The organism is Thiomonas delicata (genome assembly GCF_900088825.1).
Lineage (GTDB): Bacteria > Pseudomonadota > Gammaproteobacteria > Burkholderiales > Burkholderiaceae_C > Thiomonas_A > Thiomonas_A delicata.
In genome coordinates this window covers 918852-944332 of the sequence record NZ_LT592170.1, presented here as the reverse complement: position 1 = coordinate 944332, position 25481 = coordinate 918852, and the positions used below count along the sequence as shown (strand labels likewise).

Sequence of the window (25481 nt, the reverse complement as noted above, 5' to 3'; positions counted from 1 at the left end):
AACAGCAAGCACACCGACGAAGACCCTGTTCTGTATCGCAAGCTGTCGGAGCGGCTGAGTGACATCCTGAAGACCCTGGGCGAGCAGTGGGACGAGGTGATCGCGCAGTTGCAGACGATCATCGATGAACTCAAGACCGGCCAGATCGGCGCCGAGGATGCATCCGGAGGGCTTCCCGAACACTGCGCCCCCTTCTTGCGCACGGTGTTGGACGTGGTTGAACCAGGGCAGGCACCGTCGCCGGCAGAACTCTTGCGCCTGAAGGATGTGACCGTCGAGTTGGTGGACTTGCTGGTTCAGGAATTGCAGGGCAATCGCAATATCTGGATGCCGAGCAAGCGCGCCGACCAGGACAATCTGAACGGACAACTGTTCGAGCATCTAATGCGCCTGCGTCCGCCGCTCGTCGACTCGGACAAGGCCGGCATCCTGGCGGACCGGCTGATGGAGCAAGCACGCGCCAGCCACGACAAGCTCGTTCGGGTATGAATCGATGGTCGTGCCTGCAAATCCCCGCAGCCTTCAGGTCGACGACCTGCAGTTCGCGCTGCGGCTCAGCCCGCTGCGCAAGACGATGGAGATCACGGTCGAGCGGGACGGATCGCTGGTGCTCTGTGCTCCGACTGGAATCGACGAAATCCGCCTGCGCGCCTTCGTCCACGAGAAGCGCTTCTGGGTCTACACCAAGCTCGCTGAAAAGGACGCGCTGCGGCGTCGCGTTCCGCGCAAGGAGTTCGTCGGCGGCGAGGGTTTTCTTTATCTGGGCCGCAGCCATCGGCTGAAGCTGGTCGAGGCCCAGGACGCGCCGCTCAAGCTGGCTGCCGGGCGATTCTGTCTGCGCCAGGATGCCTTGCCCAGCGCGCGCGAGCATTTCACGCGTTGGTACTGCGACCGCGCAGCCGCCTGGCTAAGCGGCCGGGTGGCCGAATACCAGAGCAGGATGGAGGTCGACCCCGCTGGCATCAAGGTGCAAGACCTCGGGTACCGCTGGGGCTCCTGCGGCAAGGGCGACTGGTTGTACTTCCACTGGAAGGCGATCCTGCTGCCAGCGAGGATCGCCGAGTACGTGGTCGTGCACGAGATGGCGCATTTGCACGAGCCCCACCACACCCCGGCGTTCTGGCTGCGAGTGGAGCGCGCGATGCCGGACTACGCCAAGCGCAAGGCTTGGCTCGCGGAACATGGGGTGGCCGTTGAGGGTATCTAGGCGTGCTTGTCAGCACCATGGGCGAGGCAGGCTAACCCCCTTGTGGGTTCCTGTGAGGCATATGGGCTAGCTTGTTCTGCCCTCGCAGGCTGTATACACGGGATCAGCTACGATTTCTCTACATTGCGCAGTCGCGTTATTGGGGCGATCGCGCGTATCTCCATCCATTGCCTGGAGTACAGATGTCCATCTTCGAAGCAGGAGCCGCATTTCGCACATGGGCCGCCAGGCATGGACTGGCACCGACAGTCGCCGCCGCACAGGTCACGGACATCCCGGTTGGCGATGACTATTTTGGACTTGTGGAGGGTGCGTTCGCCGGTCTCGACGCACCCTTGAACCGAGCTGTGAACGCGAGAAGAGTCCACGCCGTTGCTGTCAATGCGACCGAAGGCAAGATCCTTGTCTACCTGAACAAGGGCTTCACGGCAAAGCAGACCGAAAGGCTGCCGTCAACCATCGACGCCTACGACGTAGAGTACCGGCACGGGGTCATCGGACAAGTCGGCGGGACGCCACCGGCTGGCGTCGGCGCCCCGAGTCACTATCTACACGACAATCGAATTGCCTGCGGAAGTTCGATTGGCCTCGGTGGCAGCCTTGGTGCGGGCACTCTTGGAGCGCTCGTTCGCATCAATGGCGATCTGTTTGGCCTTTCAAACAACCACGTGATCGGCCGCTGTAGCTATGCAGAAGGTGGGCATCCCGTATTGGCTCCCGGCAACCTGGACATCAATCCGAACTTCTTGATTCATCCGTTCAGCATCGGTGTATACGAGAGATGTGCGCCAATGGTGTACGGATCGCCAGCGACAGTCAATGTGTCCGGCAATTTGGACGCAGCACTCATGCGGATCGTCGATGACGCAAAGGTCAGCGCAATGCAGGGATCGGTGTACGCAACTCCTGCGTCGATCGCGCCGCTTGCTGATGGCATGGCCGTCCAGAAGGTTGGACGCACGACGGGGCATACGCGCGGCTTAGTGATGGGCAAAGTCGCTGGCTACCAATCGGTAAGCTACGTTGTCCCTGAACTCCAACAGCAGTTCAACGTTTTCTTCAACGAGGCTTGGGTCGTTGAGGGAGTCGGCGGCGCTTTTTCTGACAGCGGAGACTCCGGTTCACTGGTTGTTGGTGAGCTTCCGTCGGGAGAGATTGCCTCGGTAGGGCTCGTCTTTGCGGGCAACGGCTCCATCTCGGTCATTGTCCCGCTAGACTTGATCATGACTGCATTCGGTGCGACCATTGAAGCTACGCACGGAGTCTGAAATGAAGCCAAGCCCTGCCGCCACCGCTCTGTTGGCCAGCTTGTCGCTGCCTCCTGGGGCAGCGGTGATCTGGCCTGCAATGCGTGACGGACAGACGAAGCTCATCGTGAGATTGAGCAAGCAGTTTTGGGATCGGTCTGCGCGAATCCCTGAGCAGTTCGAGGGCTACTCAGTCATCGTTGAACTGAACCAACCTTTGGCAGCTCAAGCTTCGACAGCTCTGCCGTCAGCGTGGAACGCCTTCGGGGGCACGCGGCCACACTAAGATTCGCATCTGCAAGCCGCGAACCGACCGGCGCTCCTTTGACTTGTCCGCTACTTCAGCAGTGCTGCAGAATTGGGGCCTCCTGTCGGGCATCCCCATGAACCAACCGAGCCCTCTTGCTCGGCACTGTGGTTCCTCAACCCAGCGGCACCCGGACTGCACGCAACCAGCGTTCGCAGCAGGCCCCCGCAACCACATTGACGAACTTGGCATTCTTGCCTCGAGCAAAAGCCTTGTTAGTTGGAAGGCCGGTCAATTGACCGGCTTTTTTTATGTCCCGGAGCACTGCCCTGCCGTGTTCATTCTGTGCCCAACGCCCTAACCAGCGACGAGCGCACACCTTCTCCGGCGCACCCGGCATCCAGTTCAAATGGGCAAGCCTGAGTGTTGGAGACCCAGGACTGCTGCATGGCGTTGCTGGCCCCAATCGAAAAACGCGCCGCGGGAGGCAAGCAGAAAGACCCCATGCTCGGCGTGGCGGGCGGTGACACGCTCGTCAAATGCTCCTGCGTTGTCTGCTGGAATTGCCGTTCCAAATCGGTTCGGGTATAGGGTTGGGCATGACCGCTCAATAGGCAGGACACATCCGCGAGCACTTGCATGGAGGGGAAGACCCGCCCGTAGCCCAGCGCCAGCGGCAGAAGCAGGATCAGCGGCAGCAGGAGGCCGGGGCGAGGCAGGCTGAGCCTTGTCTCGTGCCAACAGGAATAAAGGAACGTCAGTGCCAGGCCGCCGCCCCACAAGGCGCCGAGCGCCACTTCGGGCGGCGTGTGCGCATCGGTGGCCAGCCGCGAGATCGCGATCGCCAACGACAGTGCCGCGCCCAACAACGGCATGACCAACCGCCACAGTCGCCGCCGTCCGACCGACAGCAGCACGCCTATCGTGGGCCAAATCAGCATCGACAATGCGCTATGCCCGCTCAGGCCCGTGAAATCGATCCCGGGCGGATGCAAACCCCAGCCCATGTAGGCAATCTTGGTGAGCGCCACAAGCGCGATATCCGCGACCAGCAAGCTCCCCCAGAACAGGGCCAGCCGCCGTGCGCCCAGACCCATCCAGACCAGAATGACGAGGGCAAGCGGCAGCAACACCGCGGTATCGCCGAAATCGGTGACGGAAACCCAGAAAGACGCGACGGTCATGGACATGCAGGCGATGATGCGCGGCTCGCGATCACCCTGCGTGGCAGGGTTTGCGCGGGCTTCCGCCCGGCAGTCCCGGCATCAAGCTCGCAACCTCTCTTGCTCTGCAGCAGCACGGCGTCGACGTTCGGGCGGCTAGGGCTTGCCGTAGTTCATCGGCATGAACTGCATCTTGTCCCATGGAAAGCCCTTCAGCACATCATAAGAAGCGATATTGTCGAACAAGGCGGGGTAGGGATTTGGCAGGCCCGCGAGTTCATAGCTTGCGGGATTGACCATTCGAAGCGAAACAGCACCCGCCTTGTCCCAGACCACGAAGCCGTACTTTTGCGCCGCCTTGGCGATGATGCGGCCTACAGGGGTGAGATTCAGTGCATCGACGTCGACACTGGGATCGAGCCGCAAGCGTATGCCCTCGGGGATGCGATCGGGCACGTCATTCGGGTTGTAGCCATCCGAGCGGCTGGCCGGCCAGGAAAACTCTTTCCAGCTCGCCGCGTTGACCAGGGCGATGCCGATGACGTGGTTGATCTGCCCCCGCGCCAGTTCCTCGGCCGAGATCTCGCCGCCGATGAAGGGCAGGCCGGTGGCGGTGGCTCCGTAGGGGTGCGGGAAGATCCCTGGGTTTTGCATCGTGTCCCGCACCCGCCCGCCCCAGCAGGCCTGCCATTCGCCGCCCACCCTGCGCGTCACCCAGAATTCCCACAGCGTGTGCGTGCTGAGGTCATAGATGGACATTTCGCTGTCGCTTCCGTTCGCCGGCGTCGCGCCTGCGGGAATCGGCACGCCCCGCCATTGCTCGACAAGTTCGTGAGGAGTCCGGCCCTTGTTCTGGCAGTCCCAGAACTTGACATTGACCCGCTTTCTGACCGGATAGATCGGCGTGCCGTCCACCCAGGTCACCGCGTCGGATCCGCCGCTGGTCCGCACGTAATAGATCGGGCTGGCGAAGCTGGTGGTGTTGAGGTTGACGGTACCGTAATGGTTCTTGATCTGGTCGAGCAGGTCTTGCGTGTAGATCGAAGACTTCGGATTCAGCGGCGCGTTGGCCGGAATGGGCTGATACCAGAAGCTGCGTGGCGAGAACACATGACTGAGCGAAGTCGCCTGAATCGCCGCCCCAGTCGGAGTCCCAGCGTCGTCGCGACCCGTGACGGTGGCGGCGGCGGCCACGTTACCGCCCGCGCTCAGGGAGGAGCCGCCCTCTCCTCCGCAACCACCATTGGCCACGAGCAGAACGAAAGCAATTGAAAGACCCAAGACTTGGCGCATGAAAAATCCTTGCAACCGCGCGCTGAATCGCTGGCTTGCCGCGTCGTTCGACGCGACGACCGCCATGACCCGGCCGGCACGGTCGTGGAAACAAGGCAGCGGAAGATCGGCATCCTACAAACCGGATCGTCATGCCTGAATAGGAATGGATGGTTTTTGGAAATGTCCTGCGTCATTCGGCTGACAACCAGTCAATTTCTCCACGGTGACGCAAATTCACGCTTCTGGCATGGATGCCTCCTAAAAAATCCCGCCCAAACCCGCTCGCTCAGCCCGAGAGCGGCGCATGGGTCAAGGTCGCGCGGCTCAGCAGACGTCGCCACATCACGCGGGCGAGGAACCGTGGGTTACCCAGCACATACCGCCTGAACAGGCGACGCGGTTCCACCAGCAAGCGAAACAGCCATTCCATGCCCAGCCTGCGCAACACCGACGGCGCTCGGGGCATGGTGCCGGAGTAGAAGTCGAACAAGGCGCCAACCCCGAGGCGTACCGTATCGCCGAGTTCGGCGTCATGGCGGTGGATGAACTGCTCCTGTCGGGGCACGCCCATCGCCACGAAAATCAGCCGCGCCCGCGACTGCGCCAAGGCCTCAAGCACGGCGCCCGTCCGCGCCGCGGGAAAATATCCGTCTTGGACGTAGGCCACCTTCAATCCGGGGTGCGCGGCCATCATGTTGCGCGCACAGGCCTGCGCCACACCCGGCCTGCCACCGATGAACGCCAGTTCCAGCCCAGCCTGCGCCGCTCCCGCGCACAACAGCGGAAACAAGTCGGTGCCATTGACGTTGTCGCGCAGCGTCTCACCCGCCGCGCGGGCGGCAATCCGCATCCCGATGCCATCCGCATACAGCAGGTCGGCCGCCCGCAGAATTCCGTCATAGACGGCATCGGAAGCGGCGACGTTGACGCAATGCGCGTTGACGAAATACACGTTGCGCCGCTGCCCCCGTGCCGCCGCGCGAAGCAGTTCGCCGGCGGCCAACGCAAGCGTCGTGTTCCGCAACGGCAGGCCGAACAGGCGCAGCGTTGCGTCTTCGGCGCGTGAAGCCTGGTGCTCCGACATGTCCGGTTTCATTTCTCGACATCCCGCGCCGAACGCACCCAGTCGCGCTCGCGCCGCAGCATGAAGCGAAGATAGACGGGCACCTTCCAAAGCACATAGAGCGGAATGCCCGTCATCTCTGAAAGGCTCAGGACGTCCCGACCAAAGCGCGTCCATGCGCCCAGGACGGCCAAGGCGAACGCCAGGCAGGAAGCCCAGGCGATCAAGGCCGGAGTCGTCCAGCCCAGCGTCCACCAGGCGAAGGTGGACGCCAGGACTGCCGCCGTCATCGACAAGGCCAAGAGCGCAAGCGGCGGAATGCACAGATCGGCGGCCAAAGCCAGCAAGCCGACATTGGCCGTGCGCAGACCCTGCCAGAGCAACCGCGGCGCCACGTCGACCAGCATGCCCAGATGGCCATGCTCCCAGCGCCTGCGCTGGGTCGCCACGCCGGCGGCGCTGGCCGGGAAGACGCTGGTCACCTCGGCTTGCGGCACGAACCTGGGTGCCGTGCGAAGGCGCGCGAACTCGAGGCCGAGCTTGAGATCCTCGACGAGGTGTGCGTCCGCCAAATCGGCCTGTTCGATCAAGGTCCAAGGGAAGGCCATTCCGCTTCCCATGAGCTGGCAGGGCAGGCCCAGGTGAAGGTAGCCCAGGGGACGGACCAGGTTTTTGACGCGCCAGGCGAAACCGGCGATTTTGAGCTTCAGTCCGGCATCCGGCGGAAGCTCCATGCGGTAGTGCGCCTGCGCGGGAGCGCAGGTCCGCAAGGCAACGGCGGCAACGCGGCCGATCGACCCTGGGCGCACCGTGCAGTCGGCATCGACGATGACCACCACATCCGGCGGGTCCGACGCCAGATGGCGCAGTCCAAAATCCAAGGCATAGCCCTTGCCGCGGCGCAGCGGATCATGCCGCGCAACCACCTCTGCGCCGGCCGCCCGCGCGATGGCGGCCGTGTCGTCGTCACAGTTGTCTGCCACCACCAGCAGACGGTCGATCGGGCGCAAATCCTGCTGCAGGTTCTCCACCGTGCGGCGAATGTTCAGGGCCTCGTCATGCGCAGGCACCAGCACGGCGATGCGCCCCGCCGCATCGGAGCAAGGCTGCGCCGCACGCCCCGGCAGCCAGGCGCTCAAGACCTGCAACAGCAGCAAGCCGACGGGCAGCGCCAGCGCGATGCAAGCGACCAGCAAGATGGCGTAGAGCACCGCGCTCACGGGAGCATTCTCCCGTCGCTGCGCGCCAAATTTTCCAAGGGCGGTAGAGCGCGCCTTTCGGACAGCCGGTCGGTCGCGTTCATGGCGCCTGCGCCCGCGGCGTTGGCAGCCGCCTGGAACAAGTTCCCGAGCTTCTGCGCCTCCCTGTCGGCGTCGTGCCTGGACAGCACCACGGCACGGCCATGTGTCCCCATGGCCGTGAGCTGCTCCTCGCTGGCGTGCAGGCAACGCCGCATCGCCGCCGCCAGCGCGGCCGCGTCTCCCGCCGGGCACAGCCAGCCGCTGCGGCCGTCTTCCACCAGTTCAGCCATCGCCGCGACTTGCGTGGCCACGACTGGGCGCCCCAAGGCCATCGCCTCCATCACGACCACGGGCAAGCCTTCGGCGAAACTCGACAGCACCAAGGCCCGCGAGCCCAGAAGAAGCTCGCGCACTTGCATGCTTCCAATCCAGCCGGTGATCACGACGCGCCCGCCCAAGCCGTTCGCCGCGATGGTCGCCTCGATCTGCGCGCGCAATTCGCCATCACCCGCAAGAAGCAGCGTGAAGTCTTCGCCTTCCGCCGCAAGCAAGGCGGCCGCCTCGATGAGCAACAGGTGGCCCTTCTGCTCGCTCAAGCGCCCGACGCAGACCAGCTGCCGGTTGGGATTGCATCGCACCTCGACGCCGCTGTGGAAGTTCGGCTCGATGCCACAGCGCACCACCTCGACCTTGCCCCAGTGCGCGGAGCCCACCCAGCGAAACAACTGGCTTCGGCAAAACGAACTGATCGCCACGACGAAAGCGCTGTGCTCGATTTTTTCCCTGAGATGGATGCCCAGCGGTTTGTCGAACTCCTCCGGCCCATGCACCGTGAAGCTGAACCTGGGTCCGCCGAGCAGCCGCGCCAACAGCACGACCTCCGCCGAGTTGGTGCCGAAGTGCGCATGCACATGCACAGCGCCCGCAGCCCGCACCCATTGCACGAGCCGGCAAGCCTCGGCGACATAGATCCAGTGATAGGGAAGGCTGCGCTCGTTGAGCCGCGCCAGGCGAGCGGCCCAGGCCAGCGCCCGCGACGTGCGCACAGGATGACGCAGCGCCATGCCGAGCAGCGGACCCAACAGGCCGCGCAGCCCATGCCGCAGCACATAGCGGGTTTGATCCCGCTCCGCCAGATCCGCCGCATCCGCCAGCTCGGCATCCCAGCCGCGCAGCGCGATGCGCAGCACCGAAAAGCCCTGACGCTCCAGCGCCTGGATTTCGCGCCGGATGAAGGTGTGGCTGACCTTGGGGTATTGGTTGATGAAGTAGGCGATCTTCATTCCCGCATCCGCGCCGGCGGGTTGCGTTTCGGCTTGATTGGCGATGGCACGCATGTCAGCAGTCCGCCTGCTGGATCAACGACTTCAGCCGCGCAACCGATTCGGGCGCGCCGCGGCCCAGGGGCCGCGCTGGAACACCGGCCACGGTCACGCCGGCGCCGACGTCATGGACGACGACGGACAAAGCGCCCACGCGGCAACCGGCGCCGAGCACGACGCCGCCCAACACCTGCGCAAAAGCGCCCAATTCCACATCGTCCTCCAGAACCGGGACCGGGCCTCCCTCGGACTTGTTGCCGATGGTCACGCCTTGGCGCAGGGTACAGTTCTTGCCGATTTTCGCGCCGGGATGCACGAAGATGCAGCCGAAGTGAAAAATGCGCAGCCCGCCGCCGATCTCCGCCTCCTTGGGCAAGCTGATGCCGGTCCAGGTTTCGACCCAACGGAACAAAAGCCAATAGAGCTTGGTCCTGATGCGCTTGCCGACGCCGGGAGCCATGGAGTCGACCCGGCGCCCGTAGCGATACACGAAGATCGCCCAGATCGACTGCTCCTTGAAGAAAGGGCGCGTCATGCCGAGCCGCTGCAGATCCTGCTGCCAGTCCGGATCGTTTTTGAGCAACATCACCGTCCCCGCTGCGCCGCCCGCGCCAGCGCAGGCCGTTCGAACACGGTGCCGTGCGTCGGCTGCGGCTTGGCTGCGGCCTGCGCCATGCGCCGGAAATGGAGACTGACCCCGGTGCCGAGAACGAACCAGAGATACCAGTTGTAGACCAGGTAGTCGAGCATGTTGTCGGACACGGAAACCAACGCGAACTCCAGCACCAGCATCAAGAGCAAAAAACCCTCCATGCGGTCGGTCTTGCGCACGCCCGCGACAAGCGCTCCGGTACCGAGGAGCAGCCAGACGAAGCCGCTCAGGCCCATCACCCCGCCGTCGAAGAACACCTGCATGTACACGTTGTGCGCGGGCGGGCCGACGCCGTTGCTCAGCGGATAGAACAGCCGTGAGTAGAACTCGTAGGACTCCTTGCCGTAGCCGAACAAATAGTGCGACGGCTCCATGAAGCGCAGCGCCGCGGTCCACATCTCCTTGCGCCAGGCGAAGGAGTTGAGAGGCTGGTAGTACATGCCGCTGTTGCCGGTGGTGAGTTCGCTGATGCGTTCCCGCACGTCGGGCAGCAACAACGAGGCGAATCCGGCGATGACGAGCAGAGGGAGCAATTTGCGCTCCATCACGAGGCTGTAGGCGAGGAAGAAGAACGCCATGGCGCCCCAGGCGCTGCGCGTCTTGGTCGTCATCAGCAGGGCCAGCAAGACCAGGATGTAGAGCGGCAGCAGGCGCCGCACCCGCGGACCGACGGCGAGGACGCCGCCGCGCCAAACCACGAACAGCAGCGACACCATCAGCACCAGATAGAAGGCGAAGATGTTCGGGTGCGAGAAGGTGCTGTCGATGCGCAATCCCACCTGGAAGTCGTGGAAGCCTGTGTGGGTGACGATCTGGTACAGGCCGTAGAGCGTGGGGCCGATGGTCGACAACAGCACGGCCCGCAGCCAGGCGTCGTGACTGGCTTTATCACGCACGTAGACGAAGGCGAGCAAGAAGATGGCGGCGTTGGACAGCAGGCTGAGGTCGTTCTTGATCCCCGGCACCAGCCGCGGGGTGATGGTCAAGGTGCCGACCATGACCACGAGCAAGGGCAGCCAGGTCTGAAGCAGCAGACGCTTCACCGGGATGCGCTGGCGGTTGAACAGTTCCATGACGATGAGGCCGATGACCAGGCCGTTGAGCAGACCGCCCAGGCCGATGGCCGAGCTGCCGCCGCCGATCTTGGTCATGTTCAGCATCGGATCGAGATTGGCACGGAACAGAATGATGAGCCACAGCAAGGTTTGCCTTGCATAGATGAACAGCAGGCCCAGGACGAAAGCGGCAGGTAGCGCGACGAGCAGGGCCAGATGGATGTGGCCGCCAAGGTTCAGCCGACCGACGACGTAACCCGCCAGCAGGGCCAGCGCACCGCCGCCCAGAATCGTCAGCGCCAGCAGCGTGCGCTGGCGCGGTTGGGCAGGTGAGGCAAGCGGTCGTGCCATCGCTTCGGGGGCGTTCAGCGCCGGTTGAGCACGCTGCCCACCAGGCTCAGCCCGGCGTGCTGGATGGCGCTGGCCGCCGCCCGCACGTCGGCGGCGGCGCTGAGATGCTGGTCGACCATGAGCAGCGCGCCTTGCGTGGCCGCGCAGACGGGCAGGATTTCGGCGAGGTGGGTGGGCGCGGTGTTGACGAGAATGACGTCGAAGACCTCCGCGTTGAGCGCCAGCAACTCGGCAAAGGTTGGTCGCGCCAGCAGCTCGGCCGGATTGGGCGGCTGGGTCCCGGCACTCAACACAGTGAGGCCAAGCAGCGGTTCGATGCGCACCGCCGCCTCGGAGCCGGCACGTCCGATCAGCACGTCCGACAGACCGTGACGCACCGGAAGATTGAACAGCTCGTGCAGCATCGGCCGGCCCAGATTGGCGTCGATCAGCAGGGTGCGTTCGCCAAGCTGGGAGAACACGATGGCCAGGTTGGCCGCCAGGTTGCTCATCGAACCCGTCGGTCCGGTGCCGACAAGGGCGAGGCTGCGCTGTCCGGTGCCAAACCAGCGCAGCATGAGCTGACTGCGCAAGGCGCGCAGTTGCTCGACCTGCGGCGTGAAAGGCTGATAGGCCGCCACGAGTTCATCGCTGAACCCATTCGCCCCCGGGGCAAGGTAGGGGTAATCGAACTGCTGCGACAAGGCGAGCAGGATGTCCTGCTCGCTGACCAGGCCAAGCCGCACGGCGGCGTCGCCGAAGCGAAGGTTCTTGGCCTTCTGCAGCCGCAGCACGCGCTCGGCGTCCGCCGCGCTGAGCTTGCCCGAGTCGAGCAGCAGCTGGCCTAGTTTCAGATCCTTGCCCAGCGCCATCGGGACGGTGGCGCTGGATCGCGTTTCGGCAGGCAGTACGCTCATGGGATTGTTCTGGTTGTTCGCCGTCTGGCGGCGCGCAACGCGCCCCACCAAGATCGGCTCGTGGTCGGTCGGGGCGTCCATCATCGCAAAAACAAGGGTCGAATCTGCACCGTGCCCAGAAGCGGAGCACCGGTCAGATCGATGACTTCCTGAACGGAGCGCACTTTGCGCTGCAGCTGTTCGAGCAGCAAGGCCAGCAAAACGCCCAGGATGAGGCCGAGCGCGGCACCCAGCGCGGCCTTGACCAAGGCGCGCGGGCCGATGGGCTCCATCGGGGCGACGGCGCGGCTGAGCACCGACATGTCGGTCTGATCCGACTTGGACAGCAACTCGCTTTCCTGATAGCTGCGCAGCGTGGCGTCGTAAAGCCGCTGCGCATTGGTCACCTGCTGCACCAGGAACTGGCCCTCGGCCTTGAGGGTGTTGTCAGCGATCATCCGCTTCTGCTGAGCCTGCACCGCTGCCTGCATGTCGGCCATGCTCTGCCGCGAGGCCTGCGCCGTGGCCTGCACCGCGCGTTGCACCGCGGCGACCTGCTGGCTGAGTTTGCGCTGCAGACTGCTCACCTCGGTCTGCGCGGCGATGTACTGCGGATTGTTGGCGCCTTCGGTCTGCGCGAGTTGGCTGAGCTTGGCCTGTGCCTGAGCCAGGCTGGTCTTGAGCGCCTGCACCACCGGGTCGCGCATCACGTCGGCGTTGTGTTCGCCCAGAAGCTGGGCCTTGGATAGATCGCCATAGTTCTGCGCCGCGGCGATGGCCTGCTGCGTGACGAGGGCCTGGAGCGGCAGCGAGGCCTGCCCATCCTTCTCGGACAGGATGACCCCATGCTCTTTCTGGTAGGCGATGAGCTTGGACTGTGCCTGTTCGATCTTGGCCTGCATGGTCTTGAGCTGGCTGGCGTACCACTGAGCCGTGCGCTGCGCGGGCCCGGTCTTCAGCGCCAGATTGGTCTGGACGTAGGCGTCGAGAAAGGCGTTGGTGATACGCGCGGCCTGCTCGGGGTCGCGCGCGGTATAGCTGAAACTGATGACGTTGTCGCGATCGGAGGTGTTGACCTTCAACTGCGACAGCAGATGCTGGGCGATCCACTCGCGCAGGGAACTGACGCCCGGCGGGAGCTTGGCGGCCTGGGCGGCGTACAGCTTCTGGTAGGTCTTGTCGTCGGTCAGGTGCAGCATGTCCACCACTTTGAGCGCCGTGGTGCGGTTGGTCAGAATCATCGCCTGGGTGTTGAGATAGGCTGGCATCAGCATGCCCTGCATCTGCGCGCGGGTCACCGGGTTGACGTACTGGCTGTTGATCACCACAGATGCCGTGGCCATGTAGTGCTTGGGCAGCAGCTTCGCGGTGATGCCCGCAGCCGCGGCCGCGAGCACGGTGAGCGCGGCGATGACGAACCAGCGGGCGCGCAGAACGAGCAGGAATCCCTGAAGGTCCATGACGGCTCCTAGAACAGGCTTTGCCGGATGTCGATCACATCGTTGGCGCGAATGCGCGCGCCAGCGTCTGCGGCAATGGCATCGAGCTTGCCATCGGCCCCGGGGCGGCGGATTTCCGCGCCGTGGAGGGTGCCGCGCCGCGTCAGGCCGCCGCCCAGGGCGATGGCCTGCAACAGGGTCATCCCTGGCTCGATCCGGTAAGCGCCCGGCTTCTGCACCTCGCCCTCAATGTAGAACACCGGCGCCTGCGGCACGTAGATCACATCGCCGCTGACGATGGTCGGATCGGCAGCGGGCGCAGAACCATCGAACAGGCCGGCGAGGCGGATCGGGGTGTCCACCCGCTTGCCGTTCTGATCGCGCTGCAAGATCACCGTGTTCGCCCCGGTGGGACTCACACCGCCGGCCTGCGCGAGCAGGTCCGTGAGCCGGCTGTCCCGCTGCAGCACGTATTGGCCCGGCTTGTTGACATTGCCGAGCACCACGGCCTGCTGGCTGGAATACTTCTTCACCAGCAAGTTGACGTAGGGCTTGAGGATGAATCCGCCCTCTTTCAACTTGGCGGCGATGGCCTTGCCCGCGCTGGTGGGACTCATGCCGCCGATGGTGACATAACCCACCAGCGGCAGCACCACCTGGCCCTGTGCGTCCACTTCGACAGCGGGCACTTGCAATTCGGGATGGCCGTAGACGCTGACGCTGACGATGTCGCCAGTGCCGAGCATGTACTCCCCGGCGACAGCGGGCCCGCCCCAGAACATGGTGGACAAACCGGCCAGAAGTAGAAATAGCAGATGACGGATACGCATGGCAGAACGGCCTCCGGTAGTGGATCAGAACGCTTGTTGCAGGTTAAGGCTCACGGTGCGGTTGACATAGCTGGCGTCAACCACGTTGGAACTGCGGTTTGTGCGCCCAAGAAGCAGCGCAAGTTGGGTTCCCGGCCGGGGCAGGTAGGCCAAGGTGATGGCTCCGCCCTGGATGTTGTCGCGCCGGGTGGTGCCGGGAAAGAACGCTTGGTCGCGCGTCCATTCGGCCCCCAGACGCACGGCGGCATCGACGTCCCAAGTCGCGTTGAGTTGCGCGCCGGTGACCACTTGATAGTTGGTGGTGAGGGTGTTGTAGGCCATCAGTTTGCGATAGAGCTTCATGCCCAACGCCGTCTTGCCGGTCACTGCGAGTTTGGCCTCTACATCGCCCACCGCGCCATGGAAGTCCAGCGACGGCAGGCTCGGCGCGGTGTACTGCATGTAGCCCGCCGTGCCCGACACCTGCCAATAAGCCGCATCCGACCAGAAGAACTGCGCGGCGTTTTCGATCTGGTGATAGTCGGCGAGCGGCGCACCGCTGGTTTGCATGGCGGCGTTGGGGTAGCGGCCCTGCTGCAGCGACAACACGTAGCCAACGCTGTTGCCCGCTGCGCTGGTATAGCGCGGCCCCAGGCGGACCAGGCCGATATCCATGTCGTAGGGACGCTGGCTGGCCGCTGCGTTGCGGATACGGATCAATGCCGTATCGGCCGTCAGGGAAAACGGACCTTCAAGGCGCCGCATGCCCCCAGCGCTCACCACCTGCTTGCGTACCACGTCGAGCACAGGAGCCTGCAGGATGGTCAGATCCTGCAGCGCGGCGCGGTCGCTGGCCGAGGCATACGCGCTCCAATGCGGGGTGTGGTCGAGGTTATAGGTCAACGATACATCGTGACCGGTGAAATCCAGCGCGCGGTAGTGGTTGTACTGCGTGCGTTCGACCAGAGCATGGCCGTGCAGGCGGCCGACCGCGCCGTCGTTGTCGAAACGCAAGCCGCCCTGCGCGGTGGTCCAGCAGTCCGACAACTGCGTATCGCCGAACAGGCGCTGCGCTGCCGCGCCGCTGCTCAACCCGAACAGATTGCTTGAACAAGTGTGCTGCAAGCGCAGCACCGGGTGCAACCCCGGTGTGTCGGGCGCCCATGCGGGCGGAAATTCCGCGGCCTGCGCGGGCAGCGCGGCGCACAGCAGACCCAATGCGGCAACACCGCTGCCGAGACGCCGAATCGGCCTCAGCAGCGCATCCCGCAGGGGCTGTGCGCGCCGCGGACGGCGTGGGACATGAGAGGGGGACAGGAGCATGGTCGTGATCGCTTTACGCACGTCGCACCAACAACAAGCGAGACATCGAATGGACAAAGGGACGATTGGTCAGCATGTTCAGCAGCAGGTAAAGCGGCGCCGTGACCAGGGCGCCCGCGGCGAGCTGGGCCAAGGGCAGGCTGAACTCGCGCGCGATCAGCACGGCCGGCACCATCCCTGCCAGGGCCAGCAGCACCGGGCGCAGGATCAGCACCATGAACTGCGCAAAACCGATGCCCGCCAAGGGGCGATAAATGCCGTACCACGCCGGCAGCAGCAGCAGCGTCGCGGTGGCGGCCAGGCAGATCGCCAGCCAGAACGGGCCGTGCATGGAACCGATCAGGATCGCCGGGACGGTGGCGGCCAGGACGACCAAGTTCCAGCGCAGTTCCAGTTGCGCCAGGCCGACGCCGAGAATGAGGTCGCGAATCGGGCTGAACATGGCGCGCACATAGCCCACCACCGCCAGAATGGACAGCAGATGCCCGGTGCCGTGCCATTCCGTGCCGAACAGCACCCGCACCAGCGGGTCGGCGAACAGCGCCATGCCGACGTAGACCGGGGCGTTCAGCGCGCCGACCATGTTGAGGGTGGAGGTGGTGATGGCGCTGACCCGGGCACGGTCGTGCTGCACGCTGGAGATCAGCGGAAAGCCAACCCGCGAAATGATCGGGTTGACGAAGGTCTGCAACTGCTGCATGAAGTTGCGCGGCACGCTGTACAGCCCCAGGCTGCCGGCCGGCACGAACCTGCCCAAGACGATGACGTCCAGGCTGCGGTTGACGTTGCTGATGATGGCGCTGGACACCGCGGCCAGGCTGAAATGGACGTAGGGCTGCAGTTCCCGCCAACTGATGTGCCAGCTCGGCTTCCAGTCCGCGGACAGGTAGAACCACGACAGCCCGCTGTTGACCACGGCGCCGGATAGGCTCGCCCAGACCAGGGTGTAGGGCCCGGCGCCCGCCATCGCCGTGAGCACGGCCACCATCATGCTGACCGCCGCAGCCGCGGTTTCGATGATGGCCATGGGCTTGAAGCGCAAGTTTTTTTCCGCATTCATGCGGAACTGCGCGCCCACGCCGCTGACCAGGAAGGTCGCCGACGACAGGGCGAGCAGCGGGAACAGCCGCGGGTCGCCGTAGGCCCAGGCGATGAGCGGAGCGAGCGCCAACACCACGCCCCCCAGCAGCACGGCGAAGATCACGCCGGCCCAGAACAGGCTGGAGCGCTCGCCCTCGGTGACATGACGGCGATAGATGAAGGCGCTGTTCAGCCCGGTGCCGTTGATCACCCAGGGAAAGGTCAGCACCGCGGCGACGATGGCCATGACGCCATAGTCCGCCGGCGTCAGGATGCGTGTCAGCACCATCACCTGCAGCAGTTGCACGATGGCCCCGGTGGCCGCGGAGACGGCCGTCCAGCGCACGGCGGAAAACGCCTTCTCCTTGATCCCTGCGGTTGGCTCGCTCATTTCTGGTTTCAGCGTAGGCCCGGGGCGGCGCGCAGGGCAAGGTATTGAATGAAGCCCCGCACCAGATACAGAAAAGGCCGGGTCGGACGCCATGTGTACTGACGACGCAGGGCAAGGAACATCATCTTGAGGATGGCCAGCTTGAAGCGGCTGTGCAGCAGCGTCTTGGCATACATCGCGCCCTCGCCGATCAGGTAAAAGCGCCACAAGGCGGGCACGTCCGGGAGTTTTCTGCCGTGATGGTGCCAAACCACGACGGCGGGCTCGTAGCGGCCGGCGCCGCCCCCATCGCTGACCCGCATCGCGACTTCCCAGTCCTCGCCGGCAAAGCGGGCGCCGGCGCCGAACACCGGATCGAATCCGCCTTGCTTGAGCAAGGCGGCGCGGCGAAAGGCCATGTTCGCGCCCTGAATAAATGCGCCGGGCACGGGCTGGTGCGCCGGCACGTCGCGCGGAACGGTCGATTCGGCAATGGTCACCGGCGCGTCGTCGGGGTCGAACAGCAGGATGCGCCCGGCGATGTAGTCCACCGCGTGGGTGCGGAAGGTGCGGGCGAGCTGTTCCACATAATCGTGGGCGACGTAGCAGTCGTCGTCGGTAAAACCGATCACCTGGCCGCGTGCCCAGACAATGCCGGCGTTGCGCCCGGCGCCATTGCCGCGCGTCGGCTCGGACAGGGTGCAGGCCGGCACATCGAGGTCGGCGATGAAGGCATCGGCCACGCTGCGGGTCGCGTCGGTGGAGCCGTTGTCCACGATCAGAAGTTCCCAGCGCACGGCGGTTTGCTGCCGGCGGAAATGGTTCAGGCAGGCCACCAGCTGCCGCGCGCGGTTGCGCGTGCAAACGATCACGCTGACCTCGATGTCGGAGGCGGCGGCCCAGCGCCTGTTGGGCAGGGGAGAGGCGGCGGTCATGGCGGGGCGGGGGCGGGTCATGGCGGCAGGGGTATGGATCTCGGCGTCCTGCGGTCAGACCAGGACGCGCCCGACGCCTTCCTTGCGCACGAAGCGATGGAGCTGGTCGAGCATGCGGGAATGGACGGATTCGATCGCGGCGTCGCGGCTCAGCCGTGGCTCGACGCTGGTCGACACGGCGCGCAGGTGCTCCGCCGTGCGCTGCAACAACCAATGCGGCGTATGGTCTCGCAGCAGGGTCGTGACCCGCCTTCTGCAAGCCAGCGTTCTGGCCAGGCCGCTGCCAGCCGGCGCATGCTGCTGGGCGATCTCCAGCAGTGAACTTCTGGGCAGGCGCGCCCAATCGATCTCCATGCCCAGCGCGGAAGCCCAATCGTGCCATTTCATGCGATGGGCGCGCTTCGGGCGGGCGGCAATCCACGGAACGCGCAAGGCATCGGCAATGATGGCGCCATGCATGGCCTCGGTGATGACGTAGTCGGAACTGGCGATCTCGGACAGGACGGACTCCACGGGGTTCGTCGGGTCGATGAAATGCAGTCCGGCCAGACGGCAGACCTCGTCCCACCGACCAGGCCAGACACTTTCCCAATGCGGGATGAACGCCACCCGGCCCTCGATACGTTGTCGCGGTATCTGGCAGGAGCGGACGTAAATCCCGGCGTCACCGATACCGAAGGCCTCGTCCAGGCCCAGCGCGCGCGCTGTCAATTTGCCCCGCACGAAGTAAAACGACCACGTGTGATCAAGTTCTGGCAATGCCGTATAGCCACCGTAGCCCGCCCCGAAAATGATCTTCCTGCGCGTCGCGGCAAAGCCCCGCACGATGTTCGAGCCGATGCCGACGAACAGATCTCCGGCGCCGTCGAAAACTTCGCCCAGCAGCCGCGGCCAGAGCCAGGTGTTGAGCTCATCGCCGAAATTCGGGGATGCACCGCGATAGAAGAAGATTTCCATGGCCGTCTTGCCTTTTCAGTTGACGCGCGAGGCCGAGGCCATGGGCCGGCCCGCGCCAGGATTGCCTGGATTCGCGCGTGCGACTGCATCGCGCGCCTGCGGCTTGCCGTCCAGGCTGGCGTTCAGCAGCCGCAGCAGCTCGCGCGATTGCGCGGAAAACTTGCGCGCGAACAAAAAGGGCATGCCCTGCGGAAAGTCCGCGCTGGGCGGGTGCGACGGGTTTGCGGTCAGAAACTGCGCATGCGCCAGGCTCAGGTATTCAGGGCTTTGACGGCGGCGGCTCCAGTCGGCATAGGTCAGGCTGCGCTGCGCCAGCGCAGCAAAGGGGGAGTTGCCGAGAATGGTGTGAAAACAGGACTCGTCCGGGACGACGGTGTTGCGGTAGAAGTCGACATAGGCCGGATGTGCGTCCATGAAGTCGAGGACATACGCGACCGCCGGGCGAGTCAAGGCCCACCATTGCGATCCGCCATAGGGTTTCAGTCTGCCCAGGGCAGGCCCGAAATCCCGCTGCCTGGGAAGCAGCCCCACCCCTTGGGCGGTGCGCTTCAGGCGGTTGACCACACGGGAAGCGGTTTTTCGCGGCTGATAGGTCGCCAGCCTCGACAGCGGCTTGGACCCATCCGCCGACGGCATGGGCGTCAGGTTGATGAATTCCATGTCCGCATGGGCCTGGAAAAACTGGTGGATGAACGCATTGCTGCGCACGGGATAGTCCGACCCGCTGAGCAAGACGAAGCGCGCGTGCGCCGGGCCCGGCTGCGAAAGCGCCGCGCGCATCAACGACACAATGGCTTCGACCTGGGAGTAATCGCCCCAAAACACACGGGCGCGCTGCTGCAGCACGTGCACGCGCGGGTTGGCTGGAAGGCTGAAGTCGGCGAGCCGGGACTTCCTGTCGATATGGATGTAGAAATGGCTGTCCGGCGTGGACAGGCGCGCGATCAGCTCGCGCAAATGGGCCGGCTGATCGTGGGCCAGGATGAGGTAGGCGATGTCCATGCGCGTCTCCATGTCGTGTCAGACCGCAGCCGGCGCCGGAAGCCGTTGCGCCTGCGGGCCCTTGCGGCCGAGAAGATGGAGCTTGATGGTGGTTTCCTCGTTCATCATCGGTCGGTGGAGACTGCGGAACAGGGCATAGCGGGCGAGCATGACCGCGCGGCTGCGGTTGGCCAGGATCTGGCGGTAGCGCAGTTCGCGCCGGACCTGCGCCGGGTGGGCGTCCATGCGCAGCAAGGCCGTGCGCACGGCTTCGAATTCGGGGGAGAAATCGGTTCGCTCCTCGCCCAGGTCGAACAAGATGCCGCCGTGGTTGCAAAAGGGCGTTGGATCGAAACGGACCGTGCCGGCCATGCCGCGCAGGCGCTCGGCCAGATGCAACGAGACGTTCTGCGAGGCGGCCATCTGCGCCGCGAATTTCTGCCGCCCCACGCCGCCAGGATGAACGCGGTAGCGGATGAGTTGTTGCGGCAGATTGGCCACCAACCCGAGGAGCGCAAGTTGGCCGAACAGGAAATAGTCTTCCACCAGATTCCCGAACTCGGGCGCGGGGCGTGCCGGCTGACCGGCGCCGAACTCCACGCCATAGCGCGCGCCCAAAGCCTGCAACCGGTCCAGCCGCATGGCCACGGTGGGATGCGCCACCGGGTTGCAGAACAGCATCGCGGCGGCGATGCGGCCGGGTTCGGTGGGCAAGAGATGCTGGCGCAGCGTCCTGCCCTGGTCGTCGAAGTTGGTCAGCTGCCCACCGATGGCCACCATGGCGGGATGCGCCGCGAAGCCCGCCTGCGTATGGCGCAGGCGCTCGGGCAGGGCGATGTCATCGGCGTCGTGGCGCACCACATAGTTCGCATCGCACAGATCGAGGCCGGCATTGAGCAGGCCGGACAGGCCACGGGCGTCGGGCAGGCTGTGGATGCGGATGCGCGCGTCCTCGAGCGCATGGGCCTGGGCAATGTCCAGGGTGCGGTCGGTCGAGCCGTGGTCGAGCACCAGCAGGCGCCAGTCCGTGAAGGTCTGGGCACGGATGCTGGCCAGGGCTTCGGCCAGATAGGCCGCACCGTTCTTGACCGGCAGCAGGATGTCGAAGTAGGCCATGGCGGATGCGGGATCAGTACGCGTTCTGACCGCGAAAACCCTTGAAAATGGTGGCGAGGATGATGCGCATGTCCATGACCAGCGACCAGTTGCGGATGTACTGCATGTCGTACTCCACCCGTTTTTGCATTTTTTCCACGCAGTCGGTCTCGCCGCGCCAGCCGTTGATCTGCGCCCATCCGGTGATGCCGGGCTTGACCTTGTGGCGCAGCATGTAACCGTGAATCAGCGCCCGGTACTGCTCGTTGTGCGCCACCGCGTGCGGGCGCGGTCCGACGATGGACATATGGCCTTGCAGCACATTGAAGAACTGCGGCAGTTCATCCAGGGAAGTGCGGCGCAGGAAGGCGCCGACCGGGGTGATGCGGGAATCGCCGCGGGTGGCCTGCACGACCGTGTCGCCGTCCTCGGTGACGGTCATGCTGCGGAACTTCCAGACCTCGACGATCTGGCCGTTGAGTCCGTAGCGGCGCTGCTTGAAAATCACCGGCCCCGGCGAGGTGAAGCGCACCGCGGCGGCGATGGCCAGCATCAGCGGACTGATGAGCAGCAGGATGAAGCTGGAGATGACCACGTCCTCGATGCGCTTGAGCAGGCCGTTGACGCCGAAGAACGGCGTGTCGTACACGCTGATGATGGGATGCCCCGCGACCTCGCACCAATTCACCTGGTTGCGCTCGAAAATGTAGGCGTCGGGCACGATGAACACGGAGGCCGTGGAATCGGCAAGGTCGCGCACCAGGCCGTCGATGCGCTGCTCCGCGTAGGTCGGCAGGGTGATGAAGACGAAATCCACGCGGCCGGCCCTGGCGTCGCGCACCAGGCGGTCGAAATTGCCGATCAGCGAGAGGTCGCGCAAGTTCACCCGCTTGGCGGCGCGGTCGTCATACACCCCGGCGATGCGCAGGCCCGACCACATCCGATTGCTCAACTGGCGCGCGATGCGGTCTGCCGTGCGGTTGGCGCCGACGAAAGCCAGGATGCGGACGCCCACGCCCTGGCGGGCATTGCGCTCGATGTGATGGCGCAGATACGCGCGCTGCCCCACCATCAGCGTGGGCACCATCAGGGACCACAACCCTAGGGAAATCCGCGAGTAATCGGACGTGACATGCAGCGCAAATCCGGTGGCCAGCAGCGCGATCAGAACGGCGCACCAGACGATAACGATCTGCCGCGCCTCCTCGTGCAGCGGCAGCTTCTGCCACGAGTCGTAAAGCCCCCAGAACCGGGCGCCAACCTGAAAAAACAAGAGCGCGGTGGTGATCAGCATATAGATGTGATCACCAGGCACACCCTTGTTGAGCAAGACGCTTGCAATCAGCGCGCCGACGATGAAGAGGGTATCCATCACGCGGAGAAACAGCTCCGCGTTGTCGTAGGACGACTGCACCGCTCCTCGCATCATGACATGGACCTCCTGGTATCCGGCATTGACCCTTGCAGCGCGCAATCTGCGCCTTGCTGCGGTCTCGCGTCGTTATCGCGAGACGTGCAGATCACGTGCAAAAGGGCCAAGCCCCGAACGGATTGCTAAACGCTGGTCGCGCGCTGCGACCGCGGCCTGTCACATCGTTTGATAAGCAAGTCATGGGCCAAGACGCAACTGGCAGGCCGACGACCCGATACCGATCGCAAAGCGCAGGCTTGGATGCTGGCCGCGGCGAAAGACGCAGGACCCCTTGCCGCGGCATTTAGCGACGCACGGATGCTGCGCCGCACAAAACTCGTGCGAACCGCACCAAGACGGTTACGCGAGCACGCCAAGCCAGGCGCCAAAATCATCTGAAACTCCGCAACGCAAGGGCCAGCGCGCGCGACCCGGTTTTTGCGTTGCATCCCCCGCCCACTCCAGGCACCGATCGCCGATCGAAACTGAAGTTTCGTGCGCATGGCCGTGCCTTCATGGCCTCTCGGCATGGCCGTAGTCCACGGCCTTGCGCAACCAGGCTGCCGCCTGCTCGTCGTCCTGGGGTACGCCCAGGCCGCTCTTGTAGAGATCTCCGAGGGCGTACTGAGCCAAGCTGCTTCCCTGGTCGGCGGCCTGTCGGAGCCAGTGGGCGGCCTGCTCGGTATCTCGCGCGACGCCGCGCCCATCCCGGTACAGCATGGCCAGGTAATACTGCGCCGCGCTGCATCCTTGTTCGGCGGCCTGTCGAAACCAATGGGCGGCTTGCTCGAGGTTGCGCGTCACGCCCAGACCTTCCTGATACAGAACGCCCAAGTGAGATTGGGCCGTGCCGTGGCCTTGCATGACCGCTGCGCGCAGCCATTGCAAGGCCAAGGCGAAGTCCTGGGGAACACCCAGCCCGAGCTTGTACAGAACCCCCAAGGCGCACTGGGCGCGCGCATGCCCCTGCGCTGCGGCGCGGCCATACCAATAGGCGGCTTGCTTGTCGTCCTGGACAAGGCCCTGGCCATGTTTGTAGAGCGACCCCAGGTGGTACTGGGCGCTGCTGTTTCCCTGCTCGGCGGCTTTGCCCAACCAGCTCGCCGCCAGTTCGTAGTCCTTGCTGGCCTTGTATGACAAACCCGCAGCGAGCGGATTCACATGGCTGGAAGAAACGCCGGTCACGGGTGCGCTCAGGGGTTCGAACAGCTTCGCTCGCCGCGTGGCGGGACGCGAAGCCGCAGTTTGCGTTGGGTTTCCAAACATGACCAATCCTCCTCGAAACCATGATGAGCCGGGATACGCACCGCGAAACAGTCAAGAGTCAGCAAAACCATGACCCATCGCGAGGTCACAAAGGCTTGACGATGGGGATCAGGCCCAAGCGGGCCTCATGGGAGCCAAGAACGCGCGGACAGATCGCCACAGCGGACCGCATCGCCCTCTGAACATGCCGACGATGGAAGCAGTTTGCGTGCCATCCCAGATTTAATCTTGAAAATGAAGAGCTTAAAAAATCAGCCGCGATGCCAACCTCGCGCAAAGCCAAAGAAAGTCCAGCGTGGCCGCAAAAAAGCGTCGCTTTGATCAGACACCAAAAACTAGATGTATACAAAGCCTTGTTTTCGCACGATTTTTTTGTCTTTGAAAAGCGACGCCCGGCGCCGCCGCGAAGGCCGCGTCTCCGGGCGAGGCCTGTCCGTGTCGCCAGCGCAAAGCTAGGGTCAGACGCGGCCCCTCAGGCGCCGAATGTCCACGCATCCATGCTCAGCACGCCGTAGTGCACGCCGCCGTGCCAGTACCGCGACCGAACAGCGGCCCCGGCAGCTCCCAGCGCCCAGAACAGCGGCAACAGGTGTTCGTCCGTGGGGTGGGCGCGCTGCGCATGGGGCGCGCGGCGCCGGTAGTCGAGCAGGGCCGCGATATCGCCTTGCTCGATCGACTGGCGCATCCAGTCGGTGAACGCCACCACATAAGGCTCGGGCGGACTGTCCGTGGCGGCGCCGGGACGGAACTCATGCAGGTTGTGGGTCAGGCTGCCCGTGCCGAACAACAGCACCCCCTCGTCGGCCAGGACGCCGAGGGCCTCGCCCAGGCGAAAAGCCCCGGCGGCATCGAGCGGCCAAGGCATGGCCAGGGGCACGACAGGAACGTCGGCCTGCGCGAACAGGACGCGCAGCGGCACCCAGACCCCATGATCCAGGCCGCGCTCGGCGTCCAGCCTTGCCGGCCATCCCGCCTGTCGAAGTAGCGCAGCGGCCCGCCTTGCAAGCGCCGGGTCGCCAGGGACCGGATAGCGCAGCGCACGCAGCGCCGGGTCGAAGCCGCCGAAGTCGTGAAGCGTCGCGGGCCGCGGGCTGGATCCCGCCAAGGGCTCGCGCGCCATCCAATGTGGCGAGAATGCCAGGATGGCCTGCGGACGCGGCAAATCAAGCCCGAGTTGCCGCAGCATGGGCACGGCCGTACCGGGTTCCAGAGGAAGCATGGGCGAACCATGCGAAACGAACAAGGTGGGCTGACGGAGCATGGCCAAGACGGAGTGCGGAGCGCTGATCGCGGCAATTCTGCGCGCGAAGCGCCTGCCGCGCACGGCATGGGGCGGCACCGCCAGGCCGCCTCCCCACTAACATGCATGCCGACGCCCGAGCCCTTTGCCGGCCATGATCCGTGGCGCTTCTTCCGAACCATCCATGAACGACAAGTACGACGCCGCCGCGGTCGAATACGCCGCGCAGCAACACTGGCAGGCCGCCGACGCCTACCGCGTGGACGAAACCAAGCCAGGCCCGAAGTTCTACGCCTGTTCCATGCTGCCCTACCCCTCGGGCAAATTGCACATGGGTCATGTGCGCAACTACACCATCAACGACATGCTGGCCCGCCATCTGCGCATGAACGGGTACAACGTGCTCATGCCCATGGGCTGGGACGCCTTCGGCCTGCCAGCCGAGAATGCGGCGATGAAGAACAGGGTGCCGCCGGCGGCGTGGACCTACGACAACATCGCCACCATGAAGCGGCAGATGCAGGCCATGGGGCTGGCGATCGACTGGAGCCGCGAGGTCGCCACCTGCACGCCGGCGTACTACAAGTGGAACCAGTGGCTGTTCCTCAAGATGCTGCAAGCCGGCATTGCCGAGCGCCGCACCCAGGTGGTGAACTGGGACCCGGTGGACCAGACCGTGCTGGCCAACGAGCAGGTCATCGACGGGCGCGGCTGGCGCAGCGGCGCGGTGGTGGAAAAGCGCGAAATCCCGGGCTATTACCTCAACATCACGCGCTACGCCGACGAGTTGCTGTCGGCGGTGAGCAACCCGGACGACCCCAACTACCTGGCGGGCTGGCCCGAGCGCGTGCGCCTGATGCAGGAGAACTGGATCGGC

Annotated in this window: 23 protein-coding genes; 4 read left to right on the top strand and 19 right to left on the bottom strand. The window is 64.8% G+C overall.

The window, feature by feature from the left end:
• Positions 1–96 precede the first annotated feature (96 nt).
• The 3 genes from THIARS_RS04440 to THIARS_RS04430 all read left to right on the top strand — a co-directional run bounded on the left by THIARS_RS04440 (position 97) and on the right by THIARS_RS04430 (position 2475).
• Entirely contained in the window at positions 97–489 is a 393-nt protein-coding gene (locus THIARS_RS04440; protein WP_245845521.1) for a hypothetical protein, read from the top strand.
• 10 nt (positions 490–499) lie between these two features.
• Entirely contained in the window at positions 500–1207 is a 708-nt protein-coding gene (locus tag THIARS_RS04435) for a M48 family metallopeptidase (protein WP_425444223.1), read from the top strand.
• Between the two features lie 182 nt (positions 1208–1389).
• Complete coding sequence (locus THIARS_RS04430) at positions 1390–2475, top strand: hypothetical protein (protein WP_094159647.1); 1086 nt, start codon at positions 1390–1392, stop codon at positions 2473–2475.
• A 564-nt stretch (positions 2476–3039) separates the two neighbouring features.
• Here the strand turns inward: THIARS_RS04430 and THIARS_RS04420 are convergent.
• From THIARS_RS04420 to THIARS_RS04330, 19 genes are all read right to left on the bottom strand, one after another.
• The gene (locus tag THIARS_RS04420) at positions 3040–3891 is read right to left on the bottom strand and encodes a phosphatase PAP2 family protein (RefSeq protein ID WP_094159645.1); all 852 of its coding nucleotides are present in this window, start codon (positions 3889–3891) and stop codon (positions 3040–3042) included.
• Between the two features lie 129 nt (positions 3892–4020).
• Positions 4021–5223, bottom strand: coding sequence for a DUF4124 domain-containing protein (locus tag THIARS_RS04415; protein ID WP_245845519.1), 1203 nt, complete (start codon positions 5221–5223; stop codon positions 4021–4023).
• A 202-nt stretch (positions 5224–5425) separates the two neighbouring features.
• A complete protein-coding gene (locus tag THIARS_RS04410; protein WP_245845516.1) occupies positions 5426–6223 on the bottom strand; it encodes a WecB/TagA/CpsF family glycosyltransferase in 798 nt (265 codons plus the stop codon).
• Between the two features lie 8 nt (positions 6224–6231).
• Positions 6232–7422: a glycosyltransferase family 2 protein gene (locus tag THIARS_RS04405; protein WP_094159643.1), complete on the bottom strand. Its 1191-nt coding sequence runs from the start codon at positions 7420–7422 to the stop codon at positions 6232–6234.
• Positions 7419–8726: a glycosyltransferase family 4 protein gene (locus tag THIARS_RS04400; RefSeq protein ID WP_094160628.1), complete on the bottom strand. Its 1308-nt coding sequence runs from the start codon at positions 8724–8726 to the stop codon at positions 7419–7421. Before THIARS_RS04400 ends, THIARS_RS04405 begins: the two co-directional genes overlap by 4 nt.
• Positions 8727–8781: 55 nt before the next feature.
• A complete protein-coding gene (locus THIARS_RS04395) occupies positions 8782–9351 on the bottom strand; it encodes a serine acetyltransferase (RefSeq protein WP_094159642.1) in 570 nt (189 codons plus the stop codon).
• Positions 9351–10823 carry an O-antigen ligase family protein gene (locus tag THIARS_RS04390; RefSeq protein WP_094159641.1) on the bottom strand — a complete coding sequence of 491 codons (1473 nt, stop codon included), beginning with the start codon at positions 10821–10823 and terminating at the stop codon, positions 9351–9353. The genes THIARS_RS04395 and THIARS_RS04390 overlap by 1 nt, the downstream gene beginning before the upstream one ends.
• A 14-nt stretch (positions 10824–10837) precedes the next feature.
• Positions 10838–11719, bottom strand: coding sequence for a chain length determinant protein tyrosine kinase EpsG (gene epsG / locus THIARS_RS04385; protein ID WP_245845510.1), 882 nt, complete (start codon positions 11717–11719; stop codon positions 10838–10840).
• Between the two features lie 80 nt (positions 11720–11799).
• Positions 11800–13158, bottom strand: coding sequence for a Wzz/FepE/Etk N-terminal domain-containing protein (locus THIARS_RS04380; RefSeq protein ID WP_094159639.1), 1359 nt, complete (start codon positions 13156–13158; stop codon positions 11800–11802).
• Positions 13159–13166: 8 nt separating this feature from the next.
• On the bottom strand, positions 13167–13967 hold the full coding sequence (locus THIARS_RS04375) for an SLBB domain-containing protein (protein WP_094159638.1): 801 nt from the start codon (positions 13965–13967) through the stop codon (positions 13167–13169).
• A 24-nt stretch (positions 13968–13991) separates the two neighbouring features.
• Positions 13992–15269 carry a porin family protein gene (locus tag THIARS_RS04370; RefSeq protein WP_141202334.1) on the bottom strand — a complete coding sequence of 426 codons (1278 nt, stop codon included), beginning with the start codon at positions 15267–15269 and terminating at the stop codon, positions 13992–13994.
• A 13-nt stretch (positions 15270–15282) separates the two neighbouring features.
• Positions 15283–16740: an MOP flippase family protein gene (locus THIARS_RS04365; protein WP_186436568.1), complete on the bottom strand. Its 1458-nt coding sequence runs from the start codon at positions 16738–16740 to the stop codon at positions 15283–15285.
• A gap of 8 nt (positions 16741–16748) precedes the next feature.
• The gene (locus THIARS_RS04360; protein ID WP_094159635.1) at positions 16749–17675 is read right to left on the bottom strand and encodes a glycosyltransferase family 2 protein; all 927 of its coding nucleotides are present in this window, start codon (positions 17673–17675) and stop codon (positions 16749–16751) included.
• 33 nt (positions 17676–17708) lie between these two features.
• Positions 17709–18611, bottom strand: coding sequence for a polysaccharide pyruvyl transferase family protein (locus THIARS_RS04355; protein WP_094159634.1), 903 nt, complete (start codon positions 18609–18611; stop codon positions 17709–17711).
• 15 nt (positions 18612–18626) lie between these two features.
• Positions 18627–19613 carry a beta-1,6-N-acetylglucosaminyltransferase gene (locus THIARS_RS04350; protein ID WP_186436567.1) on the bottom strand — a complete coding sequence of 329 codons (987 nt, stop codon included), beginning with the start codon at positions 19611–19613 and terminating at the stop codon, positions 18627–18629.
• Positions 19614–19631: 18 nt separating this feature from the next.
• Complete coding sequence (locus tag THIARS_RS04345) at positions 19632–20708, bottom strand: glycosyltransferase family 2 protein (protein ID WP_094159632.1); 1077 nt, start codon at positions 20706–20708, stop codon at positions 19632–19634.
• A gap of 13 nt (positions 20709–20721) precedes the next feature.
• Positions 20722–22116 carry an undecaprenyl-phosphate glucose phosphotransferase gene (locus THIARS_RS04340; RefSeq protein ID WP_094159631.1) on the bottom strand — a complete coding sequence of 465 codons (1395 nt, stop codon included), beginning with the start codon at positions 22114–22116 and terminating at the stop codon, positions 20722–20724.
• A gap of 495 nt (positions 22117–22611) precedes the next feature.
• Entirely contained in the window at positions 22612–23364 is a 753-nt protein-coding gene (locus THIARS_RS04335; protein ID WP_094159630.1) for a tetratricopeptide repeat protein, read from the bottom strand.
• 472 nt (positions 23365–23836) lie between these two features.
• The gene (locus tag THIARS_RS04330; protein WP_245845508.1) at positions 23837–24583 is read right to left on the bottom strand and encodes a dioxygenase family protein; all 747 of its coding nucleotides are present in this window, start codon (positions 24581–24583) and stop codon (positions 23837–23839) included.
• Between the two features lie 205 nt (positions 24584–24788).
• Between THIARS_RS04330 and THIARS_RS04325 the strand changes: the two genes are divergently transcribed.
• On the top strand, positions 24789–25481 hold a 693-nt coding region (locus THIARS_RS04325), incomplete at its 3' end, for a class I tRNA ligase family protein (protein WP_141202373.1).